At 53.8% G+C, this 15,921-nt stretch carries 13 protein-coding genes; 9 read left to right on the top strand and 4 right to left on the bottom strand.

Features of this window, described 5'->3' with window-relative positions; all coding sequences use genetic code 11:
• The first annotated feature begins 29 nt into the window (after window positions 1-29).
• Window positions 30-896 (top strand): DNA-binding transcriptional regulator YeiE, encoded by an 867-nt coding sequence (yieE, locus tag O1724_RS15435; RefSeq protein ID WP_003859337.1) that lies wholly within the window; start codon window positions 30-32, stop codon window positions 894-896.
• Between the two features lie 170 nt (window positions 897-1,066).
• Window positions 1,067-2,533, top strand: coding sequence for an amino acid permease (locus tag O1724_RS15430; RefSeq protein WP_003859336.1), 1,467 nt, complete (start codon window positions 1,067-1,069; stop codon window positions 2,531-2,533).
• 56 nt (window positions 2,534-2,589) lie between these two features.
• Here O1724_RS15430 and O1724_RS15425 read toward each other — a convergent pair whose 3' ends face one another.
• Together O1724_RS15425 and fghA are read right to left on the bottom strand one after the other, a co-directional pair.
• Window positions 2,590-4,575 carry a ligand-gated channel protein gene (locus tag O1724_RS15425; protein WP_045337659.1) on the bottom strand — a complete coding sequence of 662 codons (1,986 nt, stop codon included), beginning with the start codon at window positions 4,573-4,575 and terminating at the stop codon, window positions 2,590-2,592.
• Between the two features lie 268 nt (window positions 4,576-4,843).
• Entirely contained in the window at window positions 4,844-5,671 is an 828-nt protein-coding gene (gene fghA, locus O1724_RS15420) for an S-formylglutathione hydrolase (RefSeq protein WP_479983893.1), read from the bottom strand.
• 137 nt (window positions 5,672-5,808) lie between these two features.
• Here fghA and O1724_RS15415 point away from each other — a divergent pair, with 137 nt between their 5' ends.
• The 7 genes from O1724_RS15415 (at window position 5,809) to mglC (ending at window position 14,002) form a co-directional block, all read left to right on the top strand.
• Complete coding sequence (locus tag O1724_RS15415; RefSeq protein ID WP_048240461.1) at window positions 5,809-6,957, top strand: YbfB/YjiJ family MFS transporter; 1,149 nt, start codon at window positions 5,809-5,811, stop codon at window positions 6,955-6,957.
• A gap of 102 nt (window positions 6,958-7,059) precedes the next feature.
• Complete coding sequence (gene folE, locus O1724_RS15410; RefSeq protein WP_003859328.1) at window positions 7,060-7,728, top strand: GTP cyclohydrolase I FolE; 669 nt, start codon at window positions 7,060-7,062, stop codon at window positions 7,726-7,728.
• 18 nt (window positions 7,729-7,746) lie between these two features.
• Complete coding sequence (gene yeiB, locus O1724_RS15405; protein ID WP_032659578.1) at window positions 7,747-8,904, top strand: DUF418 domain-containing protein YeiB; 1,158 nt, start codon at window positions 7,747-7,749, stop codon at window positions 8,902-8,904.
• Between the two features lie 155 nt (window positions 8,905-9,059).
• A complete protein-coding gene (gene galS / locus O1724_RS15400; protein WP_045331145.1) occupies window positions 9,060-10,082 on the top strand; it encodes an HTH-type transcriptional regulator GalS in 1,023 nt (340 codons plus the stop codon).
• A 295-nt stretch (window positions 10,083-10,377) separates the two neighbouring features.
• A complete protein-coding gene (mglB, locus tag O1724_RS15395; RefSeq protein WP_045337654.1) occupies window positions 10,378-11,376 on the top strand; it encodes a galactose/glucose ABC transporter substrate-binding protein MglB in 999 nt (332 codons plus the stop codon).
• A 79-nt stretch (window positions 11,377-11,455) separates the two neighbouring features.
• Window positions 11,456-12,976: a galactose/methyl galactoside ABC transporter ATP-binding protein MglA gene (mglA, locus tag O1724_RS15390; protein WP_003859320.1), complete on the top strand. Its 1,521-nt coding sequence runs from the start codon at window positions 11,456-11,458 to the stop codon at window positions 12,974-12,976.
• 15 nt (window positions 12,977-12,991) lie between these two features.
• A complete protein-coding gene (mglC, locus tag O1724_RS15385) occupies window positions 12,992-14,002 on the top strand; it encodes a galactose/methyl galactoside ABC transporter permease MglC (RefSeq protein ID WP_003859318.1) in 1,011 nt (336 codons plus the stop codon).
• 38 nt (window positions 14,003-14,040) lie between these two features.
• Here mglC and O1724_RS15380 read toward each other — a convergent pair whose 3' ends face one another.
• Both O1724_RS15380 and O1724_RS15375 read right to left on the bottom strand, forming a co-directional pair.
• The gene (locus O1724_RS15380) at window positions 14,041-14,478 is read right to left on the bottom strand and encodes a helix-turn-helix transcriptional regulator (RefSeq protein WP_003859317.1); all 438 of its coding nucleotides are present in this window, start codon (window positions 14,476-14,478) and stop codon (window positions 14,041-14,043) included.
• Window positions 14,475-15,824, bottom strand: coding sequence for a type II toxin-antitoxin system HipA family toxin (locus O1724_RS15375; protein ID WP_003859316.1), 1,350 nt, complete (start codon window positions 15,822-15,824; stop codon window positions 14,475-14,477). The genes O1724_RS15380 and O1724_RS15375 overlap by 4 nt, the downstream gene beginning before the upstream one ends.
• Window positions 15,825-15,921 lie beyond the last annotated feature (97 nt).

Genomic DNA, 15,921 nt, shown 5'->3' with positions numbered 1-15,921 from the left:
TAATCAATCTTTATAAGTGGTAAGCAACCATGCACATTACATTGCGTCAGCTGGAAGTTTTTGCCGAGGTGCTGAAAAGCGGCTCGACAACCCAGGCGTCACAAATGCTGGCGCTCTCGCAGTCCGCCGTTAGCGCGGCCTTGACCGATCTTGAAGGGCAACTGGGCGTCCAGCTTTTCGACAGGGTAGGGAAGCGGCTGGTGGTGAACGAACATGGCCGCCTGCTGTATCCGCGTGCCCTGGCTTTACTGGAGCAGGCGACGGAGATCGAACAGCTGTTCCGCGAGGACAACGGCGCTATTCGCGTCTACGCTAGCAGCACGATCGGTAACTACATCCTGCCGGAAGTGATTGCCCGCTACCGCCGGGATTTTCCGACCCTGCCGCTGGAGATGAGCGTCGGCAACAGCCAGGACGTGATCAACGCGGTGATTGATTTCCGCGTGGACATCGGGCTTATCGAAGGGCCGTGCCACAACGTGGATATCATTGCGGAGCCCTGGCTGGAGGATGAGCTGGTGGTGTTTGCCTCTCCGGCCTCTTCTTTACTCCAGGGCGAGGTCACGCTGGAGCGGCTGGCGCAAGCGCAGTGGATCCTGCGAGAGCAGGGCTCCGGCACGCGTGAGATTGTCGATTATCTGCTGCTGTCCCATCTACCGCAGTTCCAGTTAGGGATGGAATTAGGTAACTCCGAGGCCATTAAGCATGCCGTACGCCATGGTCTGGGCATTAGCTGTCTTTCCCGACGGGTGATTGCCGAACAGCTGGAAACCGGCTCACTGGTTGAGATCCCCGTTCCGCTGCCGAAGCTGGTGCGCACGCTGTGGTGCATCCATCATCGTCAGAAACACCTTTCCAGCTCGCTCCAGCGTTTTCTGCGCTACTGCGAGATGTAAAAGCGCACCTCACCCTGGCCCTCTCCCCAAAGGGGAGAGGGAAAAATTATGCTTTACTTATAATCCTGGCCGAGTCATGAAGCTCTCTTATAACTGAGTATTTCTGCCGGAAGCAACGCAGATCGTCTGCTACAATCGCGCCTCATTTATTGAATGGACAGCATTTTCACATGGTTTCAGAAACTAAAACCACACAAGCGCCCGCGCTACGTCGCGCACTTAAGGCGCGTCACCTGACGATGATCGCCATTGGCGGCTCCATCGGTACGGGTCTTTTCGTTGCCTCTGGCGCAACAATTTCGGCAGCCGGCCCGGGTGGGGCATTATTCTCTTATATCCTGATTGGCCTGATGGTCTACTTCCTGATGACCAGCCTGGGCGAACTGGCGGCATACATGCCGGTGTCTGGTTCGTTTTCGACCTACGGACAAAAATACGTTGAGGAAGGCTTCGGCTTCGCGCTGGGCTGGAACTACTGGTACAACTGGGCGGTGACCATCGCCGTTGACCTCGTCGCGGCACAGCTGGTAATGACCTGGTGGTTCCCGGACACGCCCGGCTGGATCTGGAGCGCCCTGTTCCTGGCGGTCATCTTCCTGTTGAACTACATCTCCGTGCGCGGTTTCGGCGAAGCGGAATACTGGTTCTCTTTGATTAAAGTGGCAACCGTCATCATCTTTATCGTCGTCGGTGTGGCGATGATCGTTGGTATTTTCAAAGGGGCTGAACCGGCGGGCTGGAGTAACTGGACAATAGGCGATGCGCCGTTTGCCGGGGGCTTCTCGGCGATGATTGGCGTAGCGATGATTGTCGGCTTCTCCTTCCAGGGTACCGAGTTGATTGGCATTGCGGCCGGTGAATCCGAAAACCCGGAGAAGAATATTCCGCGCGCGGTGCGTCAGGTGTTCTGGCGTATCCTGCTGTTCTATGTGTTCGCGATCCTGATTATCAGCCTGATCATTCCGTATACCGACCCAAGCCTGCTGCGTAACGACGTAAAAGACATCAGCGTCAGCCCGTTCACGCTGGTCTTCCAGCACGCGGGTCTGCTCTCAGCCGCGGCGGTGATGAACGCGGTGATCCTGACGGCGGTACTGTCTGCGGGTAACTCCGGGATGTACGCCTCCACCCGCATGCTCTACACCCTGGCCTGCGACGGTAAAGCGCCGCGTATTTTCTCGAAACTGTCTCGCGGTGGCGTGCCACGCAACGCGCTGTATGCGACCACGGTGATTGCGGGTCTCTGTTTCCTGACCTCCATGTTCGGCAACCAGACGGTCTACCTGTGGCTGCTGAACACCTCTGGTATGACGGGCTTCATTGCCTGGCTGGGCATTGCCATCAGCCACTACCGTTTCCGTCGCGGGTACGTCAAGCAGGGGCATGATCTGAATAACCTGCCGTACCGGTCAGGATTCTTCCCGCTGGGGCCGATCTTCGCCTTCGTTCTGTGCCTGATTATTACCCTGGGTCAGAACTATGAGGCCTTCCTTGCGGACACCATTGACTGGGGCGCCGTCACGGCCACCTATATTGGCATTCCGCTGTTCCTGATCATCTGGTTTGGCTACAAACTGACGAAAGGAACACGCTTCGTTCGCTACAGTGAAATGGATTTCCCGGAACGATTTAAATAATAACCGCACTTCCTCTCTTTTAGCCCGCTCAGTTGAGCGGGCTTTTTTATGGCAGATCAGAAGCTGTAGGTCATGCCAACGGTATAGCGGCGGCCATCCAGCACGGTGTCATACGTATCGTAATCAATCTGCTTATCGAGCACGTTATACACACCGGCAGTAACCAGCAGGTTTTTGTTGGCGTTGTAGCGCATACCGACATCAACCTGAGTGTAGGACGGCGTACCCTGGGACATTGACGTGCGGCTCAGGTACTCAGACGTTTTACCGCGCAGGTTCAGACGGCTCCAGAACCCGACGTCTGGCGTCGCCTGCCAGTCCAGGGTGGTGTTGAACATGTGTTTCGGCATTTTGTTCAGCGGCTTGCCGGAGAACTGGCCGCTCTTCTGCTCGGACTCTGTATAGGTGTAGTTTGCAGTCCAGTTCACATCACGCGTGATCTTCCACCCGAAGGAGGACTCCACACCGCGCATGTTGGCTTTGTCCACGTTGACGCGATCGCTGACGAAATCATAGCTGTGACCGCCAATCGTACAGGCGGGATCGGCGCTGCTGTTACAGCGGCGAACTTCCGTAATTTTGTCCTTGAAGTCGGTATTAAACAGCGTTACGCCGGCATTCAGGTTATCGTTGTTATCCCAGAGCAGGGCGAGCTCTTCGCTCAGGCTCTTCTCTGGTTTCAGATCCGGGTTGCCGACGATGATACCGTCAAGACGGCCGCCACCTGTCACCTGGCCCCAGCTGGCAGACGACTGACGCAGATCCGGCGCACGATAGCCAGCAGAAACCCCGCCTTTCAACGTCCACTGATCGGCCAGGTGCCATACGCCGTAACCGCGCGGCGTCCAGTTAGTACCGTAGTTTTGGTCTTTGTCCATACGCAGGCCGCCGGTCAACGTAAAGCTTTCCGTCATTGACCATTCATCTTCGGCAAACAGGGCCCAGCTCCAGCGCGTCAGTTTGTTCAGGCCGTCAGCAGCTTCCAGCTGATTACCGTTGTCGCGCAGTTTCTCATAGCGATACTGCCCGCCGAGGGTCAACGTATGATCGCCGAGGAAAATCTGGTTCTGGTTGTTGAAGGTGGTGTTATAGGAGCGCATTTCGCGACCTGGATTATTGGTCTCTTCCTGCTGGATATAGCTGGTGGTATTGAAGTCTTCGTAATAACCACTGTGGGTTAACGAGTAGGTCGTGTGCTCATAGCGCGAGTCGCTTTTGGTATTTGGCGTACAGGTTGTTCCCCGGCAGGTTTCAGCCGCTTTCGACATCCCCGGGGTGCTGTTTCTGTCCTGAAGTTCGCGAGCAAAGTCGAGGTCGAAATCGTTCTTCTCGTCCGGCGTGAAGTTCAGCGTAATGCCACCGTTACGCATTTTCTGCTCGTTATAGCCGTTCACGATTTTATCTTCTGCGCGGCGTGACAACAGCCCCGTCACCTTTGCGCCCAGAAGTCCATCGATCAGGGGACCAGAGGCGTAGGCGTTGGTCTGGAAGATATCGCCGGAATCATGATTTTCCTGGAAGGTTGCATCGCCATGCAACGAACCGGTCCAGGCTTTGGTGTTCGAGACTTTTTTGGTAATGACGTTAATGACGCCACCCATCGCATCGGAGCCGTAAAGCGAGGACATCGGGCCGCGGATGACCTCGATGCGCTCAATGGACTCCAGCGGCGGCAGCCAGCCTTGTTCAATACCCGAGTTGTCGCTGTTGGGGCGGGTGCTTCGCGTACTGACGCGTTTGCCGTTCACCAGGAACAGGGTGTACTGAGAGGCCATGCCGCGAATACTGATATCACTGCTGCTCCCGCCGCCAGTGACGACAACACCCGGGACATCTCTCAGGGCATCGGTAACATCACGGTAGGCTTTATCTTCAATCTGCTGTTTTGAAATCACAGAGATGGAGGCGGGGGCATTCTGGATCTTTTGTTCAAAACCCGTTGCAGTGACGACAACGGTGTCCTGATCGGCTGCGTGAACGAAGGGGGAACATGTGGCAGCGCCAATGGCGACGGCCAGGAGCTTAATGCGTGGTATTGTCATTTGTACATTCCGTATAAAAATGAAAAAAACTCCATCGGGATAACCCTGAGAACTGTATGTTTTTGTCTTGTAAGAACTCTTTGAGATGGAGAAGAGCCTGGAATTGTACAAAAGAATGTAGAATTGTAAACACAAATGATAATTGAAATCATTTGTGTTTGAGTGATGGCGACGGAAAACAGGCTGGATTCAAGCGGATAGAAGTATGTAAAGAGGGGGAGGGGAAAGACCCGGCAGGCAGGAGGCGCTACCGGGCAAAAGGCGGAACTTACCTGAACAGATGTTCCGCATGGAAGCGGAGATGATCCTCAATAAAGGACGCCATGAAGTAATAGCTGTGGTCGTATCCCGGTTGAATGCGCAGCGTTAGCGGCCAGTCCTTCTGGCGCGCGGCTTCCGCCAGCACCGCAGGCTGTAACTGCCCGGCGAGGAACTGATCGGCATCACCATGATCCACCAGCATCGGGATAGCGTCTTCTGACTGGCTCGCCAGCATCAGCGCGCAGCTATCCCATTCCTGCCATTTCTCTACATCTTCACCCAGATAGTGCCTAAAGGCTTTTTGCCCCCACGGCACCTGCGTTGGGTTCACAATCGGCGCAAATGCGGACACGCTGGTGTATTTCCCCGGATTTTTTAGCGCCATTATCAGCGCCCCGTGGCCACCCATCGAATGTCCGCTTATCGCGCAGCGCTCGCTGACCGCGAACTGAGAGTGCACCAGGGCAGGCAGTTCATCGCGAATGTAGTCATACATGCGGTAATGGCTCGCCCACGGTTGTTCCGTGGCGTTGAGATAGAAGCCAGCGCCTTTACCCAAGTCGTATCCGGCATCGTCGGCCACGTCCTCGCCACGCGGGCTGGTATCTGGCATCACCAGCGCAATGCCCAGTTCGGCGGCAATACGCTGGGCGCCCGCTTTGGTGGTGAAGTTTTCGTCGTTGCAGGTCAGGCCTGAAAGCCAGTACAGCACCGGTGGATTGTCCGCAGGGGGCAGGAAAATGCTGAACGTCATAGCACAATTCAGCGTGGTGGAGTCGTGCCGCCAGCGCTGCTGTCGACCTTCAAAACAACGATGCTCTTCGAGCAGTTCCATGCAGGGCTCCTTATACGAAAGACTATTCATAAAACGCATAATACAGAGTTTTCATTGACCTGTGAGCAACTTTCACTTTCGCAGGACGGCGAGATGTTGCATCATAAATTTACTTTTCTTTAACAATTGGAGCGATCATGTCGCTGCGTATCGCGCTCAGCGGATTTGTGGTTCTGGTCGTGGCGATGGGGATAGGACGCTTCGCCTTCACGCCTCAGGTGCCGCTGATGATAGCCGCCGGGCAACTCACGCTTACCAGCGCGGGGCTGGTGGCGGCAATGAACTATCTGGGCTATCTGGTGGGGGCATGGGATGCCATGCGCGCCCATCGCTTCGTTGAAACGCGCCTCTGGCTTGGCATCACCGGTGCGGTGGCGCTGACGCTGCTCTCCGCGGCGGCAGAGAATGCCGTCGTTCACGGTCTGCTGCGCTTTGTGATCGGATGCATGAGCGGCTGGTCGATGGTGCTGATTGCCGCCTGGACCAACGAGCGGCTGGGGCAGCTGGGCAAACCGGGACTCAGTGCGGCCGTCTTTGCCGGACCCGGGGCCGGCATCGCCCTGAGCGGCCTGCTGGCGGTCTATATTCAGGCGAAATCCTTGTCCGCCGGGGCGGCATGGCAAATCTACGGCGTACTGGCGCTGGTGCTGATCGTACTGGTGGCGCGCTACCTGCCGCGCGCAGGTCAGCTTCATCGCCCTGGTACCGCGCCTGAGCCGTTGCTGCTGACTGCGGATCTCCGGCGTCTGGTCTGGAGCTACAGCCTGGCAGGGTTCGGCTATATCCTCCCGGCGACCTTTTTATCGCAAATGGCGGCGGTGCGTTTTCCCGGCAGCCTGTTTGCCCAGTTTGTCTGGCCAATATTTGGCGCCGCCTCGGTGGTGGGGATTGCGCTGAGCATTGCCCTGCGGCATACATCAAGCGCTAACCGCAGGCTGGCGATTGTTCTTTGGTTACAGGGGATTGGCGTGCTGGCGGCCTGGTTGCTGCCGGGCATAGGCGGCTTGCTGACGGGTGGGCTGCTGGTGGGCGGCGGGTTCCTCTGCGCCGTGCAGCTCTCTCTTCTGTACGGTCGCGAGCTGGCGCCAGACCACACGCGTTACATGGCGGGACTGCTAACCACCGGGTATGCCATTGGTCAGCTGGTGGGTCCGGTCACGTCGGCTCTGTCGACCTGGCTCACGCACCGTCTGGAACCTGCGCTGGGGCTGGCGGGGATCGCGCTGTTCGTTGGCGGAGCGTTAGTCTGGAACCGTCAGGCTGAAAGGCAACAGCAATTGCAATAATTATCGTCGTGAATACTGGATTATGTGCGTCGCCTCACGCACAATGAGCGCACACTTTTGCCACAACGAGGGCAAAAGACGCCACACCTGCAGGAGAAAAGAATGTCATCACTCAGTAAAGAAGCAGCCCTTGTCCATGAAGCGCTGGTTGCGCGCGGTCTTGAAACGCCACTGCGCCCGCCCGTGCAGGAGCTGGACAATGTTACCCGCAAGCGTCTGATCGCCGGCCATATGACGGAGATCATGCAACTGCTGAATCTCGATCTGAGCGACGACAGCCTGATGGAGACGCCGCACCGCATCGCGAAGATGTACGTCGACGAAATTTTCTCCGGCCTGGATTACGCGAACTTCCCGAAAATCACCGTCATTGAAAATAAGATGAAGGTCGATGAGATGGTGACGGTACGCGATATCACGCTGACCAGCACCTGCGAGCATCACTTTGTGACCATCGATGGTAAAGCGACGGTGGCCTATATTCCAAAAGATACGGTCATTGGCCTGTCCAAGATCAACCGCATCGTGCAGTTCTTTGCCCAGCGTCCGCAGGTGCAGGAACGTCTGACGCAGCAGATCCTGACCGCACTGCAAACCCTGTTGGGGACTAACAATGTGGCGGTGTCTATCGACGCGGTGCACTACTGCGTGAAAGCGCGCGGCGTGCGTGATGCTACCAGCGCAACCACCACCACTTCGCTGGGCGGCCTGTTCAAATCGAGCCAGAACACCCGCCAGGAGTTCCTGCGCGCCGTGCGTCACCACAACTAATCAGACAGGGCAGGGACCATGGAGCGAAACGTCACGCTCGATTTTGTTCGCGGCGTCGCCATTCTCGGTATCCTGCTGCTGAATATCAGCGCCTTCGGTCTGCCGAAGGCCGCCTATCTGAATCCTGCGTGGTATGGCGACATCACGCGTAGCGACGCCTGGACGTGGGCAATCCTCGATCTCTTTGCACAGGTGAAATTCCTGACCCTCTTTGCGCTTCTGTTTGGCGCGGGACTTCAGCTTCTCCTCAAACGCGGTACGCGCTGGATCCAGTCGCGTTTAACGCTGCTGGTTATCCTCGGTTTTATTCACGGGCTGCTTTTCTGGGACGGCGATATTCTGCTCGCGTATGGTCTGGTGGGCCTGATTTGCTGGCGGCTGATCCGCGACGCACCCGGTGTGAAAAGCCTGTTTAACACCGGCGTGATGCTCTATGTCATGGGACTGGCCGTGTTATTGCTGCTTGGCATGATTGCCGATGATTCCACCAGTCGTTCATGGATCCCGGATGCGGCCAACCTGCAATATGAGCAGTTCTGGAAGCTGAAAGGCGGCATGGAAGCGATCGGCAACCGGGCCGATATGCTCGGCGATAACCTGCTGGCGCTGGGCGCGCAATACGGCTGGCAGCTGGCGGGGATGATGCTGATGGGTGCAGCCCTGATGCGCACCGGCTGGCTGAAAGGGGAATTTAGCCTGCGACACTATCGTCGTACGGGTGCAGGGCTGGTGCTGCTCGGCGTGATCATCAACCTCCCGGCGGTGATGATGCAGTGGCATCTACAATGGGATTACCGTTGGTGTGCGTTCCTGTTGCAGGTGCCGCGCGAACTGAGCGCGCCGTTCCAGACCATTGGCTATGCGGCGCTGATCTATGGCTTCTGGCCCCAGCTTTCTCGCCTGTGGATCGTCAGTGCGGTGGCCTGCGTTGGGCGGATGGCGTTAAGCAATTACATCCTGCAAACGCTGATATGCACCACGCTTTTCTACCGATTCGGCCTGTTTATGAAATTCGATCGCCTGACGCTGCTGGCGTTTGTTATTCCGGTCTGGATTGTTAACGTGGTGTTTTCAGTTGTCTGGCTGCGTTTTTTCCGTCAGGGCCCGCTGGAATGGGCATGGCGACAGTTAACCGCTCGTGCTTCGGGCGTGTCATTGCGTAATACATCCAGATAACGATCTGGATCACAATCATTAACAAAACGGATGTAAGCGTTTTCATCTGTGTGAGCTTCTTCACGTAGTCTCCTCTCTCTCGCTGCCAGAATAGCCACCTTGCTAAACACAGGGGGTGTCTGTGAGTTGCTGCAATCCTTTAAAGGGTGGTGAATATGATCACCATTCGTGACGTCGCCCGCCAGGCGGGTGTTTCTGTTGCTACTGTCTCCCGTGTGCTGAACAACAGTGCGCTGGTCAGCCCTGAAACGCGTGAAACCGTAATGAAAGCCGTGACCCAGCTGGGGTACCGGCCAAACGCCAATGCCCAGGCGCTGGCGACGCAGGTCAGCGATACCATTGGCGTAGTGGTGATGGACGTGTCGGACGCCTTCTTCGGCGCGCTGGTCAAAGCGGTGGATGTGGTTGCCCAGCAGCACCAGAAATACGTGCTGATTGGCAACAGCTATCACGAGGCTGAAAAAGAGCGTTATGCCATTGAGGTACTGATCCGCCAGCGCTGTAACGCCCTGATTGTGCACTCTAAAGCCCTGAGCGATGAAGAGCTGGCCGGGTTTATGGAGCAGATCCCCGGCATGGTGCTGATCAATCGTATCGTCACCGGCTACGCGCATCGCTGCGTCGGTCTGGATAACATCAGCGGCGCGATGATGGCGACGCGGATGCTCATCAGCAACGGCCATCAGCGCATAGGTTATCTGGCTTCCAGCCACGGTATTGAAGACGACATGATGCGCCGCGAGGGCTGGCAAAACGCCCTGAAAGAGCAGGGCATTGCGCCGCTGGAAAGCTGGGTAGGTACCGGTTCGCCGGACATGCAGGGCGGTGAAGCGGCAATGGTGGAACTGCTGGGGCGTAATCTTCAGCTGACGGCCGTGTTTGCCTATAACGACAGCATGGCGGCAGGTGCGCTTACCGCGCTGAAAGATAATGGCATTGCGGTGCCGCAGCATTTATCGCTGATCGGTTTTGATGATATCCCGATTGCCCGTTACACCGATCCGCAGCTGACAACGGTGCGTTACCCTATTGCGTCGATGGCGAAACTGGCGACAGAGCTGGCGTTACAGGGGGCGGCAGGACTGTTAGATCCTGACGCAACGCATTGTTTTATGCCGACTTTAGTACGCCGCCATTCGGTCGCTATCCGACAAACTGTGGCTCCGATCACTAACTGATAACATCACGTGATGTAACCGTTTTCAATCTGTGAGTAAATTCACAGTATCTTAACAAGCCGCTGTCTATGATGTCAGCGTTTTAGGGGCTGAAACACAATGTAACGGTGATTATTCACTTTTACCGTTATCGCAATGCCTCAAACAACGAATAAAACGCATTTCTGGAGCGTTACCGAACACGGAAGCTGGACATTTTATAAGTGAACTTCGGCGATCAGTAACGTTTTATTAACATCTGCCCGCCGACCGTTTTTCACAAGAACTACCCTGCATAAAAAAAACCGGAGATACCATGAATAAGAAGGTGTTGACTCTGTCTGCTGTCATGGCAAGCATGCTTTTTGGCGCAGCAGCACACGCAGCGGATACCCGTATTGGCGTGACTATCTATAAATACGACGATAACTTCATGTCCGTTGTGCGTAAAGCAATTGAAAAAGATGCTAAATCAGTGCCAGACGTGCAGCTGCTGATGAATGACTCCCAGAATGACCAGTCCAAACAGAACGATCAGATTGACGTTCTTCTGGCAAAAGGCGTGAAAGCGCTGGCTATTAACCTGGTTGACCCGGCTGCGGCAGGCACGGTGATCGAGAAAGCGCGCGGCCAGAACGTGCCAATTGTCTTCTTCAACAAAGAACCTTCCCGTAAAGCGCTGGACAGCTACGACAAAGCGTATTACGTGGGTACCGACTCCAAAGAGTCCGGGATTATCCAGGGCGATCTGATTGCGAAACACTGGGCGGCGAACCCAAACTGGGATCTGAACAAAGATGGTCAGATTCAGTTCGTTCTGCTGAAAGGCGAACCGGGCCATCCGGATGCTGAAGCACGTACCACCTACGTTATTAAAGAGCTGAACGACAAGGGCCTTAAAACCCAGCAGCTGGCGTTAGACACCGCAATGTGGGACACCGCTCAGGCGAAAGATAAGATGGACGCGTGGCTGTCCGGCCCTAACGCCAACAAAATTGAAGTGGTCATTGCCAACAACGATGCGATGGCAATGGGTGCGGTAGAAGCGCTGAAAGCACACAACAAATCCGCCATTCCTGTATTCGGTGTGGATGCCCTGCCAGAAGCGCTGGCGCTGGTGAAATCTGGCGCTATGGCCGGTACCGTGCTGAACGATGCTAACAACCAGGCGAAAGCCACCTTCGATCTGGCGAAAAACCTGGCCGATGGTAAAGGTGCCGCTGACGGGACTAACTGGAAAATTGACAACAAAATCGTTCGCGTTCCCTACGTGGGCGTAGACCAGTCCAACCTGGCTGAGTTTATCGGTAAATAAGTTATCTGCATTGTCTTCACTGGGCGCAATTCGTTGCGCCCTTTTATAACGCGATATGCGAGGCCAACAAGGTATAATTATGGTCAGCACAACTACTCAGTCGTCCGGTGAATACTTGTTGGAAATGACCGGTGTCAATAAGTCATTCCCCGGTGTTAAGGCGCTCGATAATGTTAATTTAAAAGTTCGTCCTCACTCTATTCATGCATTAATGGGTGAAAACGGTGCGGGTAAATCAACATTATTAAAATGCCTTTTTGGGATCTATCAAAAAGATTCTGGCAGCATTCTTTTTCAGGGAAAAGAGATCGACTTCCATTCAGCGAAAGAAGCGCTGGAGAACGGTATCTCGATGGTACACCAGGAATTAAACCTGGTCCTGCAACGTTCAGTTATGGATAATATGTGGTTGGGTCGTTATCCAACCAAAGGTGTCTTTGTCGATCAGGATAAAATGTATCGCGACACCAAAGCCATTTTTGATGAGCTGGATATTGATATCGACCCGCGCGCCCGCGTCGGGACATTATCCGTTTCCCAGATGCAGATGATCGAAATTGCCAAAGCGTTCTCCTATGATGCGAAAATTGTGATCATGGATGAACCGACATCGTCATTAACGGAAAAAGAGGTTAACCACCTTTTTACCATTATTCGTAAGCTGAAAGATCGCGGCTGTGGCATTGTCTATATCTCACATAAAATGGAAGAGATCTTCCAGCTGTGCGATGAAATCACCATCCTGCGCGACGGTCAGTGGATTGCCACCCAGCCGCTGGAAGGGCTGGACATGGACAAGATCATCGCCATGATGGTTGGCCGTTCTCTGAACCAGCGCTTCCCGGATAAAGAAAACAAGCCAGGCGAAGTGATTCTGGAGGTGCGTAACCTGACCTCGCTGCGTCAGCCGTCTATCCGCGATGTCTCTTTCGATCTGCACAAGGGGGAGATCCTTGGCATCGCAGGGCTGGTGGGCGCTAAGCGCACCGATATCGTGGAAACCCTGTTTGGTATCCGTGAGAAAGCCGAAGGCACCATTACGCTGCACGGTAAGAAGATCAACAACCACAACGCCAACGAAGCCATTAATAATGGCTTTGCGCTGGTGACGGAAGAGCGTCGTTCTACCGGTATTTACGCTTATCTGGATATTAACTTTAACTCGTTAATTTCTAATATACGCAATTACAAAAACAAAGTCGGGCTGCTGGATAATTCCCGCATGAAGAGCGATACCCAGTGGGTGATTGACTCCATGCGCGTGAAAACGCCGGGCCACCGCACGCAAATTGGCTCACTTTCGGGAGGAAACCAGCAGAAAGTCATTATTGGTCGCTGGCTATTAACCCAGCCTGAAATTCTGATGCTGGATGAACCTACGCGCGGTATCGACGTGGGTGCAAAATTTGAGATTTACCAGCTTATCGCAGAGCTGGCGAAAAAAGATAAAGGGATCATTATTATTTCTTCCGAAATGCCGGAATTGTTAGGGATCACAGACCGTATTCTGGTTATGAGCAATGGTCTCGTTGCCGGTATTGTTGAAACCAAAACGACAACGCAAAACGAAATTTTGCGTCTTGCGTCTTTGCACCTTTAAGATCAGGGGCTCCTCATGAGTGCGTTAAATAAAAAAAGTTTTCTCACTTATCTGAAAGAAGGCGGTATTTACGTTGTTCTTTTAGTCTTGCTGGCGATTATTATTTTCCAGGACCCTACGTTCTTAAGTCTGCTGAACTTGAGTAACATTCTGACCCAGTCTTCCGTACGTATTATTATCGCGCTTGGCGTGGCGGGACTTATCGTTACCCAGGGGACTGACCTTTCGGCAGGGCGCCAGGTGGGTCTGGCGGCGGTCATTGCGGCGACCCTGTTGCAGTCGATGGAAAACGCCAACAAGGTATTCCCGGAGATGGCGACCATGCCGATTTTCGTGGTGATCCTGATCGTGTGTGCCATCGGCGCGGTAATTGGCCTGATTAACGGCATCATCATTGCTTACCTGAACGTGACGCCATTCATCACTACGCTTGGCACGATGATCATCGTTTATGGTATCAACTCCCTGTACTACGATTTCGTCGGCGCGTCTCCAATCTCTGGCTTCGACAGCGGCTTCTCGACCTTCACGCAGGGGTTTGTTGCGCTCGGCAGCTTCCGTCTCTCCTATATCACCTTCTATGCGCTGATTGCGGTGGCATTCGTCTGGATCCTGTGGAACAAAACCCGCTTCGGTAAAAACATCTTTGCTATCGGCGGTAACCCGGAAGCGGCGAAGGTCTCCGGGGTCAACGTGGCTCTGAACCTGCTGATGATTTATGCCCTGTCCGGGGTCTTCTACGCCTTCGGCGGGATGCTGGAAGCAGGCCGTATCGGCTCTGCAACCAACAACCTCGGCTTTATGTACGAACTGGATGCGATTGCGGCCTGCGTGGTTGGCGGCGTCTCCTTCAGCGGCGGCGTGGGTACCGTGCTGGGCGTGGTGACCGGTGTGATCATCTTCACCGTTATCAACTACGGCCTGACCTACATCGGTGTGAACCCGTACTGGCAGTACATTATCAAGGGTGCGATCATCATCTTCGCGGTTGCCCTGGATTCACTGAAGTACGCGCGTAAGAAATAAGCGCTGGAATGAAAGAACCCGCAGCGATGCGGGTTTTTTTATGAGAAAAGTGAAGCGATAAGCGATTTTGAAACGGGCACTAGTCCGGTTTGAAGCCCAAAGGGTTTAAAGATTTTATTTATGACGTCAGCGGAATAATTGCCTCTGTTATTTTCTACATCCGACAATGTTTTCCGGGATACGCTGACCAGCTTTGCATATTCATCCTGCTTCAGCCCTAACACCTCGACCCTGAGCCTTTTCAGCGCCTCTCCCTGTGTGATTTTCCCCAGCAAAATGTCCCGTATGGCTGCATGCAGTACAGCCTGGCGATCGAGAGTACTAATCCGCGTTAAGCCTTGTGTAACGCGTTGCCTCTTCACTACCGATGGTTTATCCGGCTCTTCCGCCTCGTCATGATGTCGCTTTTTATTTACGCTGCGTACTTGAGCTAATGTCTGTAAAAGCTCTGATTCAGCTTCATTAGGTGTTTTCATAATAAACCCCAACGGGAAAGTTTATCCGGGATGTAGCGAAAACCCATCGCGGGCATTTCCATTATCTGTTCGGGAACGCCTCGCGCCGCCAGCCTTTCCGGGAGATCAATAAGCTGAACGGCTGTTTCATGCAGAGCATCAAGTAATGTTGCGGGAGGGATCCACTCCGCCAGCGTTTGTGCGATAGTGTTGAAATTATAATCCCCCCCTGATTCGCAAGATAATGACCACTTCAGGGTTCTTGGTATCCCTTCAGGATCGGCTTTCATCGGCGCAAAGTCATATACAGGGGAGAGCATAATTTGATTTTCAGCCTTCACAAAGGCGGTATTTCGCCCATGGTTGTCACTATTTCCAAAAATAATATTTAGCAGATCGCGACGCACCCATTCTGTTACAAATCCCGGAATATCAAACTGATAACCCTGCTGCTGGACCATATGGCTGGAGGTGATTTTATTAATTAACGCGCGCAACGTTGTCTCATGATCAAGGAGGGTGCCGGGTGCCTTTTGTAATAGCGAATACACCGATTCCATACCCAGCCTGACCAGTTGGTCCTGCTCATTTCTCACTATGTCGAAACGCGGTAACCACAGAGACGGGTAATGGCTACCTTCTTCAAGGCGCATTGTTTCCACTGGGATCGTGGAAAAACCCATCGCGTTAAGCTCATGATAATAATGGAATTCAGCTCGCAGAATATTACAATCCACTTCTGTCCTGTTACCGCGTGGATATTTAACCAAATAATAGCGGTCCCGGTTATCCGGCTCGTTTTGCCAGGTATCGATCCAGATGGCATCAGTTTCACTACAGCGCAGCAAAAGTTTAGGCGCTTCACCGCCAGCACCGGTTGCACCACCCGCCGCCGCGCCTCTTTCCTGGGCATAATCCAGAAAATCGGCCGCACGATCGATGACGTCCGCAACCGTAAACGTTTTAGTGCTGGCGAATTTATTCCATTCTGGGACGGATTCCTTTATGCGCAAATTCCCCACAGGGGACATTGTGCCAAATTTCAGCAATAAGAAATTTTGCTGGCCAACGGGTAACTCACTGATGTCGAGCGCATTAATCCAGTAACGGCGGCTTGCTCCGGCGGGAATGATATCGTCGATAAATCGCAGCCAGCCCGGTTGGCCATGGTCATCAAAAAAGAGTGATACAGGGTGATTGACTGAGACTGCGTGAAAATCATCATAGTCGAGAAAATTAATCGCATACTCAGTAAGATAGTCTAACTGCGTGGTATTCCAGTCATTTTTTTCACTTCCAGGATATTTGATGAGAGCGATATCCGTCCATGTTTCGTTCAGATATGCCTGTACGGTTAACGTCTCCATCTCACCTCCATAACGCGACAATGTGTAAAATATTACTCATAGTCAGTGATAAAAACAAGTATTGCTACTTATATCACTCATTAGGTGTCTAAAAAGA

The organism is Enterobacter cloacae complex sp. HYC074_NIDB (assembly GCF_056673345.1).
The sequence above is the reverse complement of the archived record's forward strand: the minus strand, read 5'-3'. Positions and strand labels throughout refer to the sequence as shown.